An 18,262-nucleotide genomic window follows, 5' to 3' on the forward strand; every position below is an offset into this window, starting at 1 on the left:
AGCACCGGCGGCGCTCCTCCCGGTGACCGGGGCAGGCGTGCCCGCACCGCCCCGTACCCCTCTCGTGGGAACACCCGGCACGGCACACCCCTTTTGGTCATTTTGTCTGCTTAGCATGCAGGCTTCCGTGCCCTGTGCTGATCCCGTAGGAGAGGACCCCAGATGGCGCTGTCGGGCCGTCCCGGACCGTCGTCCGCGCTCGCCTCCACCCCCCACGACGCCGAACTGCGCACCGCCGCACGGCATCTGGCCCGCCGTCGCTTCCTGACCGTCGCCGCCGCGGCCACCCTCGCCTTCACCACCCAGCTGCCCGCGCGCGGCGCCTTCGCCGCGCCCCGGCTCGACGCGGCCCGGATCACCGAGGACCCCTTCACCCTCGGCGTCGCCTCCGGGGACCCGCTGCCCGGCTCGGTGCTCATCTGGACCCGGCTCGCCCCGGAGCCCTTCACACCGGACGGGGGCCTGGGGCAGCAGCGGGTGGAGGTCTCCTGGGAAGTGGCCCTCGACGAGTCGTTCGCGCTGGTGGTGCGGCGGGGCACCCTCCTCGCCCTTCCCGAGTACGCGCACAGCGTGCGCGTCGACGTGACGGGCCTGGAACCGGGCAGCCAGTACTACTACCGGTTCCGCACGGGCACCTGGATCAGCCCCGCCGGCCGCACCCGCACCGCTCCCCCGGCCGGCGGTGACACCACGGGCCTGCGGCTCGCCGCGGTCGCCTGCCAGGCGTACCACCACGGTTACTACACCGCGCACGGACATCTCGCGCGGGAGGACGTCGACGTGGTGTTCCACCTCGGCGACTACCTGTACGAGTACGCCGTCGACTCCGCGGGCGGGGCCCGCGGCTACACCGACGTCACGCTGCCGGCCGAGTTCAACCGCGAGACGACGACCCTGGCCGACTACCGGATGCGGTACGCGCTCTACAAGAGCGACCCCGACCTGCGCGCCGTGCACGCCGCGCACCCGTTCGTCGTCACCTGGGACGACCACGAGACCGAGAACAACTACGCGGCCGCCATCGACGAGAACGGCAGCGACCCGGCCCGGTTCCTGACCCGCAGGGCCGCCGCCTACCGCGCCTACTGGGAGAACCAGCCACTGCGCGCCGACCAGCTGCCCGAGGGCCCCGACGCGCAGCTCTTCCGCCGGCTGCGCTGGGGCACCCTCGCCCAGTTCGACATCCTCGACACCCGGCAGTACCGCTCCGACCAGGCCTACGGCGACACCGTGCACGCCCCCGGGCCGGAATCGGACGATCCGGCGCGCAGCCTCACCGGGGACGCCCAGGAGCGGTGGCTGGTCGACGGGTGGAGGACCTCCGACGCGCTGTGGAACGTGATGCCCCAGCAGGTCACCTTCTGCCAGCGCAAGATGGATCTGAACGCCGAGGCGAAGATGTCGATGGACGCCTGGGACGGTTACCGCGCGAACCGCGGCCGGCTCGTCGCCGGCGCGAAGGCGGCCGGTGTCGACAACTGGCTGGTCCTCACCGGTGACGTCCATGTCGGGTACGCCTTCGACATCAAGGACGACTTCGACGACCCCGGCTCCCCCACCCTGGGTACGGAGCTGACGTGCACCTCCGTGGCCAGCGGCATGAACGGGACGGAGCACCCGGCCAACTGGGACACGTACATGCGGGCCAATCCGCACCTCAGGTTCTACGACGGCCGGCGCGGCTACGTACGCGTGGAGCTGGGCCGGGAGCACGCCCGCGCCGACTTCCGGGTCGTCCCGGCCGTGACGACACCGGGCGCCCCGGTCACGACGGCCGCCTCCTTCGTCACGGAGGCCGGCTCGCCCGGACTGACACCCGTGTGACCCGTCCGGGTGCCCGCGGGCCTCACGCGCCTACTGCACTTGGCGTCCGTTCATGTCTCCAAAGCGCTAACCCCGGCGTGTCCTGACATCGTGTCGGGCGCGCCGGGAAAGGCCTGAGTCTCCTCGGCAGCTTCGCCGCCCCGAACGAAGGAGACGTACCGAATGGTCCCCAGTCACGTCCGGACCGCGCGCCGCACGGCCCTCACCGCGCTCGGCGCCCTCGTCCTCGCCGGACTCCCCTCCTCCGCGGCGGCCGACCCCACGCCCGCGGCGGGGCCGCCGCCGAGCGCGGCCCAGACCCTGGGCGCGGACCGGCCGTCCCCCCACCTCCTCAGCGCCCTCCAGCGCGACCTGGGCCTGGATGCGCGGCAGGCCTCCGAACGCCTGGTCAACGAGGCCGAGGCGGGCGCACGCGCGGGCCGGCTGCGCAACGCCCTGGGCGAGCGGTTCGCCGGGGCCTGGGTGCACGGCGACACCTCCGGTGAGCTCACGGTCGCCACGACCGACGCCCTGGACGTGCCGGCCATCGAGGCCCAGGGCGCCACGGCCCAGGTGGTCGAGCGGACGCTGGCAGAACTGCGGGCGGCGAAGCGGAAGCTGGACACGGCGGCCACCGGCGTCGAGACCCTCGACACACCGGTCTGGTACATCGACGTGGCGAAGAACCGGATCATGGTGCAGGCGACCAGCCAGGCCGCCGGCGCCGCCTTCGTGAAGGCCGCCGGGCTCGCAGGGGAGGACGTCGGCGTGCGAATGACGGCCGAACGGCCGCGGCTGCTGCAGGACATCACCGGTGGCGACGCCTTCTACATCAACGACTCCGCGCGCTGCTCCGTCGGCTTCTCCGTCACCAGGGGCGCGCAGGCGGGCTTCGTCACCGCCGGGCACTGCGGCAGACCGGGCGCGACGAGCACCGGCTACGACCGCACCGCGCAGGGCACCTTCCAGGCCTCCACCTTCCCCGGCGAGGACATGGCGTGGGTGGCCACGAACGACCAGTGGACGCCCACACCGCGGGTGAAGGCGCAGGACGGCCAGGAGGTGCAGGTCACCGGTTCGGCACAGGCGCTCGTCGGGGCGTCGGTGTGCCGTTCCGGCTCGACCACCGGATGGCACTGCGGGACCGTCGAGCAGCACGACACGAGCGTCAGCTACGCGGAGGGCAGGGTCGACGGGCTGACCCGGACGACGGTCTGCGCCGAGCCGGGAGACTCGGGCGGGCCGTATCTCGCGGGCGCGCAGGCACAGGGAGTCACCTCGGGCGGTTCCGGTGACTGCACCCGGGGCGGTACGACGTTCTACCAGCCGGTCAACCCGATCCTGAGCGACTTCGGGCTCACGCTGACCACCGCGGCCGCGCAGACCACACCGGGCTCGCCGGAGGACGGTTCCGAGGCGTGGACGGCCGGCCGGGTCTACGAGGCGGGCACGACGGTGACCCGGGACGGCGTGACGTACCAGTGTCTGCAGACCCACCAGGCGCAGGGTGTGTGGGCGCCCGCCGGTACCCCGGCGCTGTGGCAGCGGCTCTGACCGCCTGAACGGTGGGGGGCCGGCCGGGGCCGGCGCCCCACCGTCCGGTCACTCCTCGGCGAGCAGGGCGTACGCCGTGGCGAGAAACGGGTCGCGGGCGCGGAAGCGGCGGGTGCAGACCGCGGCCAGGGCGGTGCCGGTGCCGGGCCGGAAGCCGAGGAACGTCTGCTGTCCGAGGGTCGCCCCGCTGTGGAAGTAGAGCGGACCGCCGTCCGTGGGATGCCGGAACCAGGCGACGGTGTGCACATGCCGGTGCCCGGGTCCGCGGCGCAGCACGGGCGTGCGCACGGCGTGCAGCGCGCCGGCCAGTGGGGGGCACCGGGCGGGGTCGAGATGGGCTTCGAGGAAGGTGAGCAGGTCGTGCGGGGTCGCCCGGACGGCGCCGGCCGCCTGGAAGCCGCCCGCGTCGAAGCCGGGCACGGTGGTCGTGCCGTCCTTGCCGTGCCCGGTGGCGTCCGTTCCGGCACCGGCGCCGGCCCGCGGCGCGGTGTGCCGCAGGCCGAGGGGCCGCAGCAGCCGGCCGGTGACCAGGTCCGGCCACGGGGTGCCGGTGGCGGCCGCCAGGGCGTGACCGAGCACGGCGACGCCGAAGTTGGAGTAGCGCCAGCGGGCGCCGGGCCGGTGGCGGGGGCGGTGACGCAGGAAGGCGTCGATCACCCGCGCGTCGGGGAACCGGGCGTAGGGGTTGCTGCGCCAGGCGGGCAGGGCCCGCGGGTAGAAGGAGACGGGGAGCGCGGGCAGCCCGGCGGTGTGGGTGACGAGGTGGGCGAGGGTGACCGGGTCGGTACCGGGCGGGCGGCCGCCGTCGAGGAGGGTGACGGCCGGTTCCCCGCCGGAGAGCAGCCCCTCGTCCATCAGCTCGGCCAGCAGCAGCCCGGTGAACGTCTTGGTGGCCGAACCGGCCTCGTACCGCAGGGTGTCGCGGGGGTACGGCGGTGGCGGTGCGGTCCCCCCGGTGCGTACGGTGCGCCGGCCGTCGCGGGAGAGGGCGAACACGGCATCGGGCGCGTCCGACGCGGCGACGGCACGCTCGAGCCGTTCACCCCGGTCCCCGTCGTCCCGGTCCCGGCCGTGCCCCGCCTCCGGCCCGGCCTCCCCGTCGGACACCCGGCCCGGCCAGGACACCCGGGACGCGGTCGTCATGACGCCCGGGCCGGCCCGGGCGCCCGGGACACGGCCGTCATGACGCCCGGGCCAGTTCGGTGAGCGCCCGGGACGTGGCCAGTACGGAGGCGAAGGCGGCGACCAGTGTCGAGTGGTAGACGACGTCGAACACCGCTTCCTCGTCGCCGTCGGGCATCGTGCGGATCGCGGGCATGGCGCCGTCCGGCTGCTGCGCGGCGGCGAAGGCCGTCCAGGCCGGTTCGTCCAGGGTGGGGCGGGGCAGACAGGCGTCGACCACGAGGAGTTCGCCGAGCAGGTCCCAGCGCTGGAGGTCGAGCCAGTCGTCGATCCAGGCCGGCAGCCAGGTGGCGAGGTAGTCGGCGATGTCCGGGGGCAGACCCTCGGGGTGCTCGCCCCAGTCGGTCAGATGGAACACGCAGTGCGTGATGTCGTAGCCGATGTGGCCCTCGACGGTCCAGGGTTCGGGAGTGCGGGCCAGCCAGGTGGTGCGCAGCGCCTCGGACTCGGCGGGCAGCGGGGTGAGTCCGAAGCGGCGCTGGAACGCGGAGAGGCCGAGCCGGCGGGTGGGGGTCGTCTCGAAGGCCTGCCAGCTGTCCAGCCGGTGGTTCAGCACGGCGGCCCGCTCCACCTCGGGCTGGCTGTAACCGAGCTCCCGGAACGGCAGGTACACCTCGAACGGGATGGGCGAGGCCGGTTCCGTCCGCTGACCGCGCACCAGCATGGTGCCGCCGTCCAGGGTCTCGCGCCAGACGTGGTCGAGGAGCTGACGGGCCAGCTGCGCCTGGCGGGATCCGGCGACCCCCTCGCGGAACAGCACCTTGCAGACCAGGGCGAGTTCGCCGACGGGTTTGAAGCGTTCCAGGAAGCCCACCTCCGGGTCCACGTCGGGTTCCAGCCGGAAGCCGTCGCGGTGCGCCCAGAGCCATTCCATGGCGCCGACTCCGACGGTGTGGATCAGGCGGGTGTCGGTCATGCCGGCGCTCCTTGTCCGCCGTGCCGGTGCCGCGCGCCGGGGCCCGCGGGGGGTGCGGCGGGGCGTTCGCTGGTCAGTACGGCCGCGAAGGCGGCCATGAGGGTGGAGTGGTAGTGGTGCAGGAAATAGTGCTCGCCGCCAGGCTGTTCGGGGCCCTCGCCGGGGCCGCCGGGCACGGCTGCGCGGCGTTCCAGGGGGAGTTCGCCGGTGGGACGCCGGGCCGCGCCGATCCGCCGCCAGGCGTCGAGGGGCGGCGGGTCACCGGCCGGGCGGGCCACGACCGCGGCCACGGCGAGGAGTTCGGCGCTCAGGTCCCACATCCCGGCCTCCAGACAGGTGTCGAGCCAGGGCGGCAGCCAGTCGGTCAGATAGCCGGCGAGGTCCGGCGGCAGACCTCCGGCGTCGCGGCCCCAGTCGGTGAGGTGGAAGACGACGTGGGTGAGGGCGTATCCGGCGTCACGTCCGAAGGTCCAGGGCTCGGGCAGGCCGCCGAGCCAGGTCCGCGGCGGTCCGGGCGCGGGACGGTGGATGCCGCAGCGTTCCTCGGCGCGCAGGACGCCGAGCCTCCGGGTGGGGTCCTGTTCGGTGAGCCGCCAGCCCCGGGTGCGCGCGACCACGGCCGCCGCCTGCTCGAAGGCGGGGTGCCGGAACCCGGCCGAGGCCAGGGCCGCGTACACCTCCAGCGGGTAGGTGGCGAACGGCTCCAGCCGTTGCAGCCGCAGGAACAGTTCACCCTCCTCCGTCTCCCGCCAGGCGAGGTCCAGCAGGGAACGGGCGCGGGCGTGGAGGGGGTCGGCGGGGGCGGTGTGGCGGGCCACGGTCGCACAGACCTGGGCCAGTTCGCCCAGCGGCTTCCAACTGCGGTCGACCTCGCCGTCCACGGCGAGCGCGTCGTCGCCCAGCGCGAAGCCGGCGCGGTGGGCGTCCGCCCACTCCAGGGCGTCCTCGGCGACGCGCCGGATGTCCCGGAGATCCCGGAGGCCGTCGGGCGGGGTCACACCAGCGCTCCGGCGCGGACCATCCGGGCGGCCTGTACCTGGAGGGCGACGAGGGGGTCCCGTCCGCCCATCAGTTCCACGAAGTCGAGACCCGCTTCGAGACCGACCGTGTCCGGCACACCGGGCAGCAGGGTCAGCCAGCGGCCGGCGCCGGCGGCCTGCCGCCAGTCCCTGCGGCGCACCGCGCGGACGAATCCGCGGGCCACGTCCACGGGCCGGCGTGCGGCCAGGTCGCCCACCGCGCACTGCTCGCCGGGCAGCGCGAGCGGGGCGAGCACCGCGAGTTGGTGGGTGAGGACCTGCCAGCCCGCCCCGTCGAGCCATCCGGTGTCCGGTTCCGCGGACGGTCCGGTGGCGGCGGAGGGGTCGAGCCGCCGGAGGGTGCGTGCCATGCCCCAGTGGCTCCAGCGGACGGTGGGCGCGGCGTCCGCGCGTGGCGGATGGGCCTCGACGGCCTTGCGGAACACGGCCACGTCCGCCGGGTCGGGCGGGGTGCGCAGCAATGCGCCGGGCAGCAACGCGTCGGCTCCCAGCACGCGTACGGCGGCGAGTGCGAGGTCTCCCGCTTCTCCGTCGGCCCCCGGGGGGACCACGTGCGGGTGGCCCCCGCCCCGAAGGGCGGAGACCACACCGGAAGCGAGGTCCTGCACCGCGGCCTGCAATCGGGTCGAAGTGCCTGACTGCTCCATCTGACTACTCCCGTCGATCCGTTCAGCCCTTCTTCGGGCGCGGGGTCGGGGGCGACAGCAGCAGCTTGGTCGCACCGGAGAGCAGAGCCAGCGCGGCGCACTGACGGCTGTCGCGGTACACACCGTCGGCCTCGGCCGGGTCGAGAGCCGCCTCGATGTCGAGGCTCCTGACGTCGGTGAGCTCTTCGGTGATCTTTTCGGAACGCATAACACCATCTCCCTGAGGCGTAGCGAGTACGTTCGCTTTCCAGAATCACCCGAATCGGACAAATCACGCCACTTTTCCCGCACTTACTTTCGTCACTTCTTCAACATGCCGGGGGGTGGCGGCGGCACGGAACACAGCGGGCTAATCGGCCGCCGGGCGTACTCCCGCAAGGACAACACCGCTGTGCGGACGGGTCGGGACACGGCCCAGCGGGATGGCCAGATTCTGCTCCGGCACCGTGTACTCCATCCGGGCGAGCCGCCCCGCGAGTGCCTCCAGCACGCCGACGGTGATGCCCTCACCGGGGCAGCGATGGCCCGTTGACGGATCGCCACCGCCCTGCGGGATCAGTTCGTCGCGTTCCACGGGCCGTTCCAGGAAGCGCCGCGGACGGAAGGCGTACGGATCGCCCCAGAGCGACGCGTCGTGGTTCTGCCCGTAGACATCGAGCACCACCAGTCCCCCGGCCGGGACCCACTCGCCGCGCCAGAACAGGTCGCGCGCCGCGAGTCCGCCGAGGAACGGCACGAACGGGTAGAAGCGGCGCAGCTCGTGCGCGAACGCGGCGGTGAACGCGAGGTCCCCGGCCGCCAGGGGCTCCCGGTACTCGGGCCACCGGTGCAGGGCGTGCGCCGCGAAGGCGACGAACCAGGCGACGGCGGCCGTCGGGCGGACGACGTTGAGCAGTTCCACCGCGGCCGTCTTCTCGTCCAGTGGCCGCCCGTCCGTGCCGCGGTGGAGGCACACCGAGCCGAGCACCGTGTCCGGGTCGGCGGTGACCGCGCCGGAGCGTACGTCCCGCACCAGCCGGCCCAGCCGTTCCTCCTGCCGGGCGCGGGCACGCCGGGCGCGCAGATGGCGCGGGCCCGCGGTGGCGAAGCCGTCCACCATCGCGATGAGGTCGCGCGCCGTCGCCGCCGCCCCGGCTCCGTCCAGCGGTATGCCGGCCCACCGGTGGACCCCGGTGGTGAGCACCGTGCCCGCCTCGTCGAACAGCACGACGGAGTCGCGCCGGCCCCAGTCGGGTACGGCCTCGTCCCACGCCGCGGTGACCTGGCCGACGAGGCCGGTGATCCGGCCCGGTTCGAGCAGCGGCAGGAAGAGGGACTTGCGGGCGCGGTGGGCGGCCCCGTCGAGGGTGTGCACGGCCTCGTGGCCGAACAGGGTGGCGAGCACGGGTTCGGGGATGGCGCGGTGCCGGTGCACGTTCCGCTCGTCGTAGAAGAAGCGCACCGCCTCGGGTCCGCGCAGGGCGAGCGCGGGCCGGCCCAGGATCCGGGTGCGGACCACGGGGCCCGGGGTGTCGCGCATCCGGTTGGGCAGCCAGGCGTAGCCCTCGGCCAGCAGGGGCAGGGTGCGGTCGATCAAGGGGCGGCTGAGTACGTCCATGGCCGCCGGGTGCCCGCCGGGCTCCCCCGGACACGCCGGGTGGCGGGGAGGGCACCCGTACGGGTGTGGCGCAGGCCACGCCCGGAAGGAGGCGCGGGTCACGCCGGGACGGACGGGCCGGCGGCTAGCGTTCCGTCCGGTCCCCCTCACCCGACGGTTCGGACGGCCCGGCAGTGCACCTCACAGAACTCTCCCCGGTCATCGCGGCCACCGCGCAGTGGCTGACGCGTTCCTTCCCCGCGTCCGGCGGGGCGCTGGCCTCCGCGCTGTGCGAGGCGCAGGCGCGGCAGGCGGTGACGGTCGCGGCCCGGCTCCGGTACCCGACGGCGATGGACGCGGGCCTGCTCTCCCTGGCGGGGCCGGGCGGTTCGGCGCGGCTGGAATGGATCACCGGCGCGGACCCGGGCGACGACGCGCGGGCGGACGCCTGGCGTACCTGGGTCGACGAGGTCCTGGCCAGCTGGGCGGCCTGCCTGCTCGCCGAACCGGAACTGGCCGCCCGCGCGGTGGGCGCACTCGGCGGGGACACACCGGCCCGGTACCGCCGCCTCCTCGTCCCCGACGAGACCGACCGCCGCTCCGCGGCCCTCCTGCGTCACCCCGATCTGCTCGCCCCGGTCGGCACGCTCCACCGGGCGTCCCTGCTCACCCTCCTCGCCCCGGACCCCACCCTCGCGGCCTGACCCGCACCCGGACCTCACCGCCCGGCGACAGCTCCCGCCCCTCACCGCTCCGGCGCGGGACCTCCCGGGTACGGCGCGGGGTCCGGCTCACGTCCCCGGCGGTGTCTGCCCCGGCCCCGGACACTCTGCCCCGGCCCGAACGTGCACCCCGCCGCACCCCGCCCCCGCGCCGGGACCCACCGCGGCAGATCGCCGGAGCACACCCCCGGGCGGGGCAGCTCCCGCGACCGCCTGGCTCCCAGGTCCGGGAAACCGCGCGTGCCCATCTCGCCCGCCCCGCAGCACCGTCCGCCGGGGAAGGCCGTCGGACCTGCCGTGGGCAGGCGGGACCCGCCGCTGTCCCCGGCCCGCCGGGCACCCCTCCGGCCTGCGAGAACGGCGCTTGCCGCGCCGTCCTCACGCTGCGTGATTCACCGGAACGCAGTAGTCGGACCTGCCGTGCCGGGCGGCCCGGCCCAGGCTGGTCGAGTGGTCGGCTGTCTCGGTCCGGGTGCCGGAAACACCGGTGCCGCCCCGGACGCCGACGCCTCCGACGAAAGGGCCGTAGGACATGAGCACCGTCATATCCCGGAGCTGGGAGCACGCCGTCGTCACCGGCGGCGCGGGATTCGTCGGCTCCCATCTGTGCGCCGCCCTGCTCGACGCGGGCGCCGCCGTCACCTGTGTGGACGACTTCAGCACCGGCCGGCCGGAGAACGTCACCCCGCTGCTGGAACGGCCCGGATTCACGCTCGTACGGGCGAACGTGGCCGAGGAACTGCCGGTCGACCGGCGGCCCGACCTCGTCCTGCACTTCGCCTCGCCCGCCTCCCCGGCGGACTATCTGCGACTGCCGCTGCACACCATGGAGGCCGGCAGTCTCGGCACCCGCAACGCCCTGCGGCTCGCCCAGGACTCCGAGGCCCGCTTCCTGCTGGCCTCCACCTCGGAGGTCTACGGGGACCCGCGGCAGAACCCGCAGGACGAGCGCTACTGGGGCAATGTCAACCCGGTCGGCCCCCGCAGCGTCTACGACGAGGCCAAACGCTTCGGTGAGGCGCTGACCACCGCCCACGCGGACACCCTCGGCACCGACGCCTGCATCGTGCGGCTGTTCAACACCTACGGCCCGCGGATGCGCGGCCACGACGGCCGCGCCGTGCCGACCTTCGTCCGGCAGGCCCTGGCCGGCGAGCCGCTCACCGTGACCGGTGACGGCCGCCAGACCCGCTCGCTGTGCTACGTCGACGACACGGTGACCGGGATCCTCGCGGCGGCCGCCCACGGCATGCGCGGGCCGGTCAACCTCGGCAACCCCGCCGAGATCACCATGCTGGAACTGGCCGGGCTCGTGGTCTCGCTCACCGGCTCCCACTCCGACGTCCGCTACATCGAGCGCCCGGTGGACGACCCGGCGGTGCGCTGCCCCGACATCACGCTGGCCCGCGACAAGCTCGGCTGGGAACCCCGGGTGAACGCCGAGGAGGGGCTGCGCCGCACGATCGCCTGGTTCCGCTCCGAGACCGGTCACTGAGTACGGCCCCGCACGCTCAGGACCCGCGGCCCCCGCCCCCCATCCGCGAAAGGCCGTCCGCCATGCGCATCCTCGGCATCAACGCCCTCTTCCACGACCCCGCCGCCGCCCTGGTGATCGACGGGCGGACCGTCGCAGCCGCCGAGGAGGAACGGTTCTCCCGGCGCAAGCACGGCAAGCGGCCGGTGCCGTTCTCCGCCTGGGAGCTGCCCGAGCAGGCCGCCGCCTGGTGTCTGAAACGCGCCGGGCTGCGTCCCCGGGACCTCGACGCGGTCGCCTACTCCTTCGACCCGGCGCTCGCCCGTCCCGCCGACGCGATGGGCCTGGACGATCCCTGGGACCACCTGCGGCTCACCTACGCGCGGGAGGCTCCCGGCTTCCTGCGGACCGCGCTGCCGGGCCTGGATCCCGCCACCGTCCGCTTCGTACCGCACCACCTGGCGCACGCCGCCTCCGGTGCCTTCGCCGCACCCGGCGCCGGGGACTGCTCGGTACTCGTGCTGGACGGCCGCGGCGAACGCGCCTCGCACCTCGCCGCCCGCCGCGTCGGCGACCGGCTCGAGTCCCTGCGCGCGCAGGACCTCCCGCACTCCCTCGGCCTCGTCTACGAGGAACTCACCGAGCACCTCGGCTTCCTGCGCTCCTCCGACGAGTTCAAGGTCATGGCCCTCGCATCCCACGGCACCCCGCGCATGCTCCCGGAACTGCGCAGGTACGTGTATCCGACCGGCGACGGGGGCTTCCACGCCTCCGGGGTGCCCTGGCGCGAACTGTGCGCGCCGCGCGGCCCGGAGGAGCCCTGGACCCGGGACCACGCCGACGTCGCCGCCGGCGCGCAGGCCGTGCTGGAGGAGACGCTGCTGGATCTGGTGCGCTGGCTGCACGGCCGCACCCACGACTCCGTGCTCACCCTGGCCGGCGGCGTCGCCCTGAACTGCGTCGCCAACTCCCGGATCGCCCGCGAGGGCCCGTTCTCCCACGTGTGGGTGCAGCCGGCGTCCGGTGACGCGGGCACCGCGCTGGGCGGCGCCCTGCTGCTGTCCGCCGGGGCCGGTGACCGGCCGGAGCCCATGACCGGCGCCGACCTCGGCCGGGACTGGTCGGACGCGGAGCTGGGAGCGTGGCTGAAGACGGCCGCCGTGCCCTTCGAGCGGCCGGCGGACATCGCCGCCACGGCCGCCCGGACGCTGGCCGGCAACGGCGTCGTCGCCTGGTTCCAGGGGCGCGGTGAGTACGGCCCCCGGGCGCTCGGCCACCGCTCACTGCTCGCCCATCCGGGGCACGCGGGCAATCTGGAGCGGCTCAACGACGTCAAGGGCCGCGAGCAGTTCCGGCCGGTCGCGCCGATGGTGCTCGCCGACCGGGCCGCCGAGATCTTCGACGGGCCGCTGCCCAGTCCGTACATGCTGTTCGTGCACGAGGTGGCCCCCGCCTGGCGGGAGCGCATTCCCGCCGTGGTGCACGTCGACGGCACGGCACGCATCCAGACGGTCGATCCGGCGCGCGAGCCGCTGGTGGCGAAGCTGCTGGGCGAGTTCGAGCGGCTGACCGGGCTGCCCGTGATCGTCAACACCAGCCTCAACACGGCCGGCCGGCCCATGGTGGACGACCCCCGCGACGCCCTGGAGTGCTTCGGCTCCTCACCCGTCGATCTGCTGGCCATGGGCCCGTACGCGATCCGGCGCGGTGACGTCTTCCGCTCCCCCGCCGGCGGCGAAGGCGAGGTTCAGCGATGACCGGGTCCCCTGCTCCGAACGGTGAGTACGCCGTGGTGGTGCCGACGCTCGGCCGGCCGTGCCTGGCCCGGTGTCTGGAGGCGCTGGCGGAGGCTGACGGGCCCGGTCCGGCCCGGGTGGTCGTGGTCGACGACCGCCCGGACCCGGCCGCCGCGCCGCTGACCGCCGCGGTTCCACCGTCACTGCGCACGCGCACCCTCGTCGTGCCCGGCGGGGCGCGAGGGCCGGCCGCCGCCCGCAACACCGGCTGGCGGGCGGCCGGGGACGTGCCGTGGATCGTGTTCCTGGACGACGACGTGGTCCCCGGCCCCACCTGGGCCGACGACCTGGCCCTCGACCTCGCCGGGGCGAGCGTCGCGACCGCCGGGATCACCGCGCGCATCGACGTACCGCTGCCGGCCGGCCGCCGGCCCACCGACTGGGAGCGCAACACCGCCGGTCTCGCCCGCGCCCGCTGGATCACCGCCGACATGGTGTACCGGCGCCGGGCGCTGGAGGCCGCCGGCGGATTCGACGAACGCTTCCGCAGGGCCTTCCGGGAGGACGCGGACCTGGCGCTGCGGGTGCTCGACGCCGGCTGGACACTGGCCGGGGGGCGCCGCACCACCACCCACCCGGTACGGCCGGCCGGCCGCTGGGTGTCCGTACGGCTCCAGGCGGGCAACGCCGACGACGTGCTGATGTCCCGGCTGCACGGCCACGACTGGTGGCGGCGGGCCGGGGCGCCACGAGGGCGGCTGCCCGGGCATCTGGCCGTGACCGCGGCGGGCCTGGCAGCCGCGGGCTGCGCACTGTCCGGCCGGCCGCGGGCCGCCGCGGCCTGCCTCGGCGGATGGCTCGCCGGAACCACCGAGTTCGCCCTGGCCCGCGTCCTCCCTGGTCCGCGGACCCGGGAGGAGATCATCACCATGGCCCTCACCAGCGCCCTCATCCCGCCCGCGGCGGCCTTCCACTGGCTGGGCGGACACCTCCGCCACCGCGCGGCACGGGCCCGCCCCCAGCGGGCCGGCACCCCCGTGCCCGCCCACCCGCCGTCGGCCGGTGAACGGCTGCCGTCATGACCCGCCCACCGCCGGAGGGGGAGCGGACGAACCGAGGAGACGCCGCCGTATGAACATTCTACTGTGGCATGTACACGGCTCCTGGACGACGGCGTTCGTCCAGGGCCCGCACACCTACGTCGTCCCGGTCACCCCGGACCGCGGTCCGGACGGGCTGGGCCGGGCGCGGACCTTCGCCTGGCCCGCGTCGGTGCGCGAGGCCACACCGGGGGAGCTGCGGGAGATCCCGTTCGACCTGGTCGTCCTGCAGCGGCCGCACGAGCTGCGGCTCGCCGAGCACTGGCTCGGCGGCCGCCGCCCCGGCCGGGACGTACCGGCCGTGTACCTGGAGCACAACGCCCCGGACGGCGCCGTGCCGGAGACCCGGCACCCGTTCGCCGACCGCTCCGATCTGACGCTCGTGCACGTCACGCACTTCAACCGGCTGTTCTGGGACTGCGGCAGCACCCGCACCGAGGTGATCGAGCACGGCATCGTCGACCCCGGCCACCGCTACACCGGGCGGCTGGAGCGTGCCGCCGTCGTCGTCAACGAACCGCTGCGGCGCGGCCGCTGCACCGGTACGGACCTACTGCCCGCGCTCGCCGCCGCGGTGCCGCTGGATGTGTTCGGGATGGGCACCGACTCCCTGGCCGGGCAGCTGGGACTGCCGCCGGAGCGGTGCCGCACCGCCGACCTGCCGCAACGCGAACTGCACGCGGCGATGGCCGAACGCCGGATGTATCTGCACCCGGTGCGCTGGACCTCCCTCGGGCTGTCCCTGCTGGAGGCGATGCACCTGGGGCTGCCGGTCCTGGCACTGGCCGCCACCGAGGTTGTGGAGGCGGTGCCGGAGGGTTCCGGCACCGTGTCGAACCGGCCCGACGTCCTCGCCCTCGCGGCCCGCCGCTATCTGGCGGACCCCGGGGCGGCCGCAGCGGACGGGGCGCGAGCCCGGCAGGCCGCGCTGGAACGGTACGGGCTCAAGCGGTTCCTGGACGACTGGGAACGCCTGATCACGGAGGTGTGCTCATGACACCGGTCCTCGGTCCCCTCCCGGCCGGCCCGCCCGCCGGTGACGGCGCCGCCCCGGGCGTGCTGGCCGTCGCGCTGGTCTCGGAACACGCCAGCCCCCTCGCCACCCTCGGCGGAGTGGACGCGGGCGGGCAGAACGTCCATGTCGCCGCCCTGGCCGGGGCGCTCGCCGACCGCGGCCACCGCGTCACCGTGTACACCCGCCGCGACGGTCCCGGCCTGCCCGACCGGGTGACCCTGCGCGAAGGCGTCGAGGTGCACCACGTCCCGGCCGGTCCCCCGGAACCGGTCCCCAAGGACCGGCTGCTGCCGTACATGGAGGAGTTCGGGCAGCACCTGGCCCGGATGTGGCGGGCGCGCACCCCGGACGTGGCTCACTCGCACTACTGGATGTCGGGTCTGGCCTCGCTGCGGGCGGCCCGGGAGCTGGACCTGCCGCTGCTGCACACGTATCACGCGCTGGGCACGGTGAAGCGGCGGCACCAGAGGCTCGCCGACACCAGCCCGCCGGAGCGGATCGGCTGCGAGACCGAGGTGGGTCTGGGCTGTGACCGGGTCGTCGCCACCTGCCGGGACGAGGTCGCCGAGCTGCTCCGGATGGGTGTGCCGGCGGACCGGATCGGCGTCGTGCCGTGTGGTGTGGACACCGGCCGGTTCACGCCGCTGGGACCCGTGGCGCCGCGCGGGCCGTTCCGGTACCGGCTGCTGCAGCTGGGCCGGCTGGTGCCGCGCAAGGGCGCCGAGGTCTCGGTGGCGGCGCTGGCCCGGCTGCCGGGGACCGAACTCGTCGTGGCCGGCGGACCTCCCCCGGGCCGTCTGGACGGCGACCCGCACATCCGCCGGCTGCGCGCTCTCGCCCGGGACACCGGGGTCGCCGACCGGGTCCGTTTCACCGGCGGGATGGACGCCGCCCGGGTGCCCGCGCTGCTGCGCTCCGCCGACGTGGTGCTGTGCCCCGCCGACTACGAGCCGTTCGGCATCGTCCCGCTGGAGGCCATGGCCTGTGGCCGGCCGGTGGTGGCCAGCGCGGTCGGCGGCCAGCTCGACACGGTCGCTGATCCGGGAACCGGCCGGCTGGTGCCGCCCGGCGACCCGGAGGCGCTGGCCCGCGCCGTGGCCGCGCTGCTCGCCGACCCGGCGGCGCGGCGGGCCTGCGGGGCGGCCGGGCGCCGCCGGGTGCTCAGCCGCTACGGCTGGCCGCGGATCGCCGCGGCGACCGAGGCGGCGTACTGCGAGGTCCTCGACGCGGAACACGCCGCGACCCGGGCCGGCTGACGGGCCGGACCGTCCCCGGCGGTCCGCCGACGTCCGAAGTTGGAAGGAGGTGCGGGTCCTCCGCCGTCCTCACCGAGGCGGTGCGCCCGAACAGGATGACCGAACACCCCGCGGTCGACGCCGCGCAACTGCACTGCCGGTCGCTCCAGGAGGCCCTGGACGGCCTCCGCCTGCACGGACTGCCCCGGATCGCCGACTGGGGCGGACGTCTCGCCACGGTCCTGACCGGCGGCGGGCGGCTGCTGGCCGCCGGCAACGGCGGGAGCGCCGCCCAGGCCCAGCATCTGACCGCCGAGCTGGTCGGACGGTACCGCCAGGAACGGCGCGCGTACGCGGCGATCGCCTTGCACGCGGAGACCTCCAGCGTCACCGCCATCGCCAACGACTACGGCTTCGACCAGGTGTACGCCCGCCAGGTGACCGCCCACGGACGCCCCGGCGACGTCCTGGTGGTGCTCTCCACCTCGGGGCGCAGCGCCAATCTGATCGCGGCGGCCGTAACGGCCCGCCGGGCCGGGCTGCGGGTGTGGGCGCTCACCGGGCCCGGCCCGAACCCGCTGGCGGAGGCCGCCCACGAGGCGCTGTGCGTGGAGGCCGGCAGCACCGCGACCGTCCAGGAGGCGCATCTCGTCGCCGTGCACCTCCTCTGTGAGTCGTTCGACACCGCCGTGCTCTCCGCGCCCTTCGCGCGGCGTACGGCGGCCGTCCCGGGGAGGACGCCGTGACCGCGCCCAAGCCCGTCGTGGTCGTGGGGGACGTACTGCTGGACGAGGACATCGAGGGGGTCGCCACCCGGCTGGCCCAGGACGCGCCCGCGCCGGTCGTCGACGTCACCGGCGACCACCGGCATCCCGGCGGGGCAGGGCTGGCCGCCGCCCTCGCCGCCCGCGGCGGCCGGGACGTGACCCTGGTGACCGCGCTCGGCGACGACCCCGCCAGCGAGGCCGTCCGCCGGGGGCTCAGCGGCCGGGTCCGGCTGCTGGAGCTGCCGTTGCACGGCACGCTGCCGGTGAAGACGAGGGTGCTGGCGGGCGGGCGGCCGGTGGTGCGCATCGACCGGGGCGGCGGCACGCCGGGCGAACCGGACGCGGCGGTGTGCGCGGCGCTCGCGGGCGCGCACGCGGTGCTCGTCGCCGACTACGGGCGGCACACCGCCGGGGCGGTGCGCGCGCAGCTGGAGGAGGCGGCCCGTCGCATCCCCCTGGTGTGGGATCCGCATCCCAAGGGCGATCCGCCGGTACCGGGAGCACGGATCGTCACGCCCAACGCGGCGGAGGCGGTGGCTCTGTGCGCCGGCATGCGGGGGGTGTCGGGTCCGTCGCTCGGTGCCTTCGCCGAGCGGGGGGCGGCGCTGGCGGAGCGCTGGCGGGCGGCCGGTGTCGCCGTCACGCTCGGCGACCGCGGGGTGCTGCTGACCCGGCCGGGCGAGGGTACGCCGATGCTCATCCCGGCGCCGTTCCGGGCGGAGGGGGATCCCTGCGGGGCCGGGGACTGCTTCGCCGCCGCGACGGTCTCGGCGCTGGCCGACGGGCTGCTGCCCGAGGAGGCGCTGCAGCGGGCGGTCGCCGCGGCTGCCGCGTTCGTCGCGGCGGGCGGGGCGGGGAACCCGGACCTGTGGCGGGCGCCGGTGGTGCCCGGACCGGGGCCCGGTTCCGCGGCCGGCGTGGCCGACGCGTTCGCGCTGGCGGAGCGTGTGCGGGCGCGCGGCGGGACCGTCGTCGCCACGGGCGGCTGCTTCGATCTGGTGCACGCCGGGCACGTCGGGCTGCTGGAGAGCGCCCGGCGGATCGGGGACTGTCTGATCGTGTGCCTCAACTCCGACGCCTCCGTCACCCGGCGCAAGGGGGCGGGGCGGCCGCTGAATCCGGCGGTGGACCGGGCGCGGGTGCTGGCGGCGCTGGGCAGCGTGGACGCGGTGGTGGTGTTCGAGGAGGACACGCCCGCGGCGCTGCTGGGGCGGTTGCGGCCGGATGTGTGGGTGAAGGGGGGCGACTACTCGGTGCAGGAGCTGCCGGAGGCGGAGGTGTTGCGGGGGTGGGGCGGGCAGGCGGTGGTACTGCCGTACCTGGACGGGCGGTCCACGACGCTGCTGGCGCGGCGGGCGGCGCAGGCGGCGGCGGTTGCCGTGCGGTCCGGGGAGGAGTGAGGGGCGGCGCCGGGGAAGGGTGGGGCGGGGCAGACTGCGGGGGCCCCGGGGCGGGCGGCGGGAGGTCCCCGAGGGGTGTCTCGCCCCCGCCGCCC

16 protein-coding genes are annotated in these 18,262 nt (G+C 75.4%); 10 read left to right on the plus strand and 6 right to left on the minus strand.

Going from position 1 to position 18,262, the window contains the following annotated elements:
* The first annotated feature begins 162 nt into the window (after positions 1-162).
* Together HTV45_RS01490 and HTV45_RS01495 are read left to right on the plus strand one after the other, a co-directional pair.
* Complete coding sequence (locus HTV45_RS01490; RefSeq protein WP_215203700.1) at positions 163-1,824, plus strand: alkaline phosphatase; 1,662 nt, start codon at positions 163-165, stop codon at positions 1,822-1,824.
* 162 nt (positions 1,825-1,986) lie between these two features.
* Positions 1,987-3,357, plus strand: coding sequence for a trypsin-like serine protease (locus HTV45_RS01495; RefSeq protein WP_215203701.1), 1,371 nt, complete (start codon positions 1,987-1,989; stop codon positions 3,355-3,357).
* 48 nt (positions 3,358-3,405) lie between these two features.
* On the opposite strand, the gene HTV45_RS01500 is transcribed toward HTV45_RS01495, so the two are convergent.
* From HTV45_RS01500 to HTV45_RS01525, 6 genes are all read right to left on the minus strand, one after another.
* Entirely contained in the window at positions 3,406-4,500 is a 1,095-nt protein-coding gene (locus HTV45_RS01500; RefSeq protein WP_215203702.1) for a serine hydrolase, read from the minus strand.
* Positions 4,501-4,537: 37 nt separating this feature from the next.
* Positions 4,538-5,455 carry a hypothetical protein gene (locus HTV45_RS01505; RefSeq protein WP_215203703.1) on the minus strand — a complete coding sequence of 306 codons (918 nt, stop codon included), beginning with the start codon at positions 5,453-5,455 and terminating at the stop codon, positions 4,538-4,540.
* Positions 5,452-6,453 carry a hypothetical protein gene (locus tag HTV45_RS01510; protein ID WP_215203704.1) on the minus strand — a complete coding sequence of 334 codons (1,002 nt, stop codon included), beginning with the start codon at positions 6,451-6,453 and terminating at the stop codon, positions 5,452-5,454. Before HTV45_RS01510 ends, HTV45_RS01505 begins: the two co-directional genes overlap by 4 nt.
* Positions 6,450-7,142 (minus strand): hypothetical protein, encoded by a 693-nt coding sequence (locus tag HTV45_RS01515; RefSeq protein WP_215203705.1) that lies wholly within the window; start codon positions 7,140-7,142, stop codon positions 6,450-6,452. Before HTV45_RS01515 ends, HTV45_RS01510 begins: the two co-directional genes overlap by 4 nt.
* A 22-nt stretch (positions 7,143-7,164) precedes the next feature.
* A complete protein-coding gene (locus HTV45_RS01520; RefSeq protein WP_215203706.1) occupies positions 7,165-7,350 on the minus strand; it encodes a hypothetical protein in 186 nt (61 codons plus the stop codon).
* A 141-nt stretch (positions 7,351-7,491) separates the two neighbouring features.
* Entirely contained in the window at positions 7,492-8,739 is a 1,248-nt protein-coding gene (locus HTV45_RS01525; RefSeq protein WP_215203707.1) for a cytochrome P450, read from the minus strand.
* Positions 8,740-8,912: 173 nt separating this feature from the next.
* Between HTV45_RS01525 and HTV45_RS01530 the strand changes: the two genes are divergently transcribed.
* The 8 genes from HTV45_RS01530 to rfaE2 all read left to right on the plus strand — a co-directional run bounded on the left by HTV45_RS01530 (position 8,913) and on the right by rfaE2 (position 18,167).
* Positions 8,913-9,422, plus strand: a complete 510-nt coding sequence (locus HTV45_RS01530) for a hypothetical protein (RefSeq protein ID WP_215203708.1) — start codon at positions 8,913-8,915, stop codon at positions 9,420-9,422.
* A 550-nt stretch (positions 9,423-9,972) separates the two neighbouring features.
* Positions 9,973-10,935, plus strand: coding sequence for an NAD-dependent epimerase/dehydratase family protein (locus HTV45_RS01535; protein WP_215203709.1), 963 nt, complete (start codon positions 9,973-9,975; stop codon positions 10,933-10,935).
* Positions 10,936-10,997: 62 nt separating this feature from the next.
* The gene (locus tag HTV45_RS01540) at positions 10,998-12,671 is read left to right on the plus strand and encodes a carbamoyltransferase C-terminal domain-containing protein (RefSeq protein ID WP_215203710.1); all 1,674 of its coding nucleotides are present in this window, start codon (positions 10,998-11,000) and stop codon (positions 12,669-12,671) included.
* The gene (locus HTV45_RS01545) at positions 12,668-13,732 is read left to right on the plus strand and encodes a glycosyltransferase family 2 protein (RefSeq protein WP_215203711.1); all 1,065 of its coding nucleotides are present in this window, start codon (positions 12,668-12,670) and stop codon (positions 13,730-13,732) included. The genes HTV45_RS01540 and HTV45_RS01545 overlap by 4 nt, the downstream gene beginning before the upstream one ends.
* 49 nt (positions 13,733-13,781) lie before the next feature.
* On the plus strand, positions 13,782-14,747 hold the full coding sequence (locus tag HTV45_RS01550; protein ID WP_215203712.1) for a glycosyltransferase: 966 nt from the start codon (positions 13,782-13,784) through the stop codon (positions 14,745-14,747).
* Entirely contained in the window at positions 14,744-16,021 is a 1,278-nt protein-coding gene (locus HTV45_RS01555) for a glycosyltransferase (RefSeq protein ID WP_215203713.1), read from the plus strand. Before HTV45_RS01550 ends, HTV45_RS01555 begins: the two co-directional genes overlap by 4 nt.
* A 95-nt stretch (positions 16,022-16,116) precedes the next feature.
* Positions 16,117-16,746, plus strand: a complete 630-nt coding sequence (locus tag HTV45_RS01560) for an SIS domain-containing protein (RefSeq protein ID WP_215203714.1) — start codon at positions 16,117-16,119, stop codon at positions 16,744-16,746.
* Positions 16,743-18,167 carry a D-glycero-beta-D-manno-heptose 1-phosphate adenylyltransferase gene (rfaE2, locus tag HTV45_RS01565; protein WP_215203715.1) on the plus strand — a complete coding sequence of 475 codons (1,425 nt, stop codon included), beginning with the start codon at positions 16,743-16,745 and terminating at the stop codon, positions 18,165-18,167. Before HTV45_RS01560 ends, rfaE2 begins: the two co-directional genes overlap by 4 nt.
* The last annotated feature ends 95 nt before the right edge of the window (positions 18,168-18,262 follow it).

The sequence above is a fragment of the Streptomyces sp. CHD11 genome (assembly GCF_018638295.1).
GTDB lineage: Bacteria > Actinomycetota > Actinomycetes > Streptomycetales > Streptomycetaceae > Streptomyces.

Excerpts from the sequence above, each read along its gene's own strand:
- HTV45_RS01490 (WP_215203700.1), top strand. The coding sequence starts at position 163 with ATGGCGCTGTCGGGCCGTCCCGGACCGTCGTCCGCGCTCGCCTCCACC.
- HTV45_RS01520 (WP_215203706.1), bottom strand. The coding sequence starts at position 7,350 with ATGCGTTCCGAAAAGATCACCGAAGAGCTCACCGACGTCAGGAGCCTC.
- HTV45_RS01550 (WP_215203712.1), top strand. The coding sequence starts at position 13,782 with ATGAACATTCTACTGTGGCATGTACACGGCTCCTGGACGACGGCGTTC.
- HTV45_RS01525 (WP_215203707.1), bottom strand. The coding sequence starts at position 8,739 with ATGGACGTACTCAGCCGCCCCTTGATCGACCGCACCCTGCCCCTGCTG.
- HTV45_RS01495 (WP_215203701.1), top strand. The coding sequence starts at position 1,987 with ATGGTCCCCAGTCACGTCCGGACCGCGCGCCGCACGGCCCTCACCGCG.
- HTV45_RS01515 (WP_215203705.1), bottom strand. The coding sequence starts at position 7,142 with ATGGAGCAGTCAGGCACTTCGACCCGATTGCAGGCCGCGGTGCAGGAC.
- HTV45_RS01500 (WP_215203702.1), bottom strand. The coding sequence starts at position 4,500 with ATGACGACCGCGTCCCGGGTGTCCTGGCCGGGCCGGGTGTCCGACGGG.
- HTV45_RS01535 (WP_215203709.1), top strand. The coding sequence starts at position 9,973 with ATGAGCACCGTCATATCCCGGAGCTGGGAGCACGCCGTCGTCACCGGC.
- HTV45_RS01555 (WP_215203713.1), top strand. The coding sequence starts at position 14,744 with ATGACACCGGTCCTCGGTCCCCTCCCGGCCGGCCCGCCCGCCGGTGAC.
- HTV45_RS01505 (WP_215203703.1), bottom strand. The coding sequence starts at position 5,455 with ATGACCGACACCCGCCTGATCCACACCGTCGGAGTCGGCGCCATGGAA.
- HTV45_RS01560 (WP_215203714.1), top strand. The coding sequence starts at position 16,117 with ATGACCGAACACCCCGCGGTCGACGCCGCGCAACTGCACTGCCGGTCG.
- HTV45_RS01540 (WP_215203710.1), top strand. The coding sequence starts at position 10,998 with ATGCGCATCCTCGGCATCAACGCCCTCTTCCACGACCCCGCCGCCGCC.
- HTV45_RS01545 (WP_215203711.1), top strand. The coding sequence starts at position 12,668 with ATGACCGGGTCCCCTGCTCCGAACGGTGAGTACGCCGTGGTGGTGCCG.